Origin of the sequence: Anaerococcus lactolyticus ATCC 51172, from assembly GCF_000156575.1 — a bacterium.
Taxonomy (GTDB): domain Bacteria; phylum Bacillota; class Clostridia; order Tissierellales; family Peptoniphilaceae; genus Anaerococcus; species Anaerococcus lactolyticus.
In genome coordinates, this window is sequence record NZ_GG666149.1 from 1 (window position 1) to 241 (window position 241).

Here is a 241-nt window from a genome sequence, read left to right on the forward strand (position 1 = left end):
GAGAAGAACAGTTCCTCCGGCAGGTCGGCGAACTGGCCGTGATCGGCCAGGTACTCCATGTAGCGCTCGCCCTGGCGGTTGAATGGATGGAAGACGCTGTCGGCGACGCCGTCGAACTCCAGCGGAGCGACGTCGAAGGCGCGGCACAAGGCACGGTTGAACGCCGGGGTGGCCTTCACCCAGCGGCCCTCGAGGTACAGCTCGGTATAGCCGTGCATGGCGAACACCTCGCTGCGCAGCG

1 protein-coding gene is annotated in these 241 nt (G+C 66.0%); it reads right to left on the bottom strand.

Going from position 1 to position 241, the window contains the following annotated elements:
• Nucleotides 1–218: hypothetical protein (locus HMPREF0072_RS11595; protein ID WP_211204244.1), on the bottom strand; the 218-nt coding region annotated here is incomplete at its 3' end.
• Between the last annotated feature and the right edge of the window lie 23 nt (nucleotides 219–241).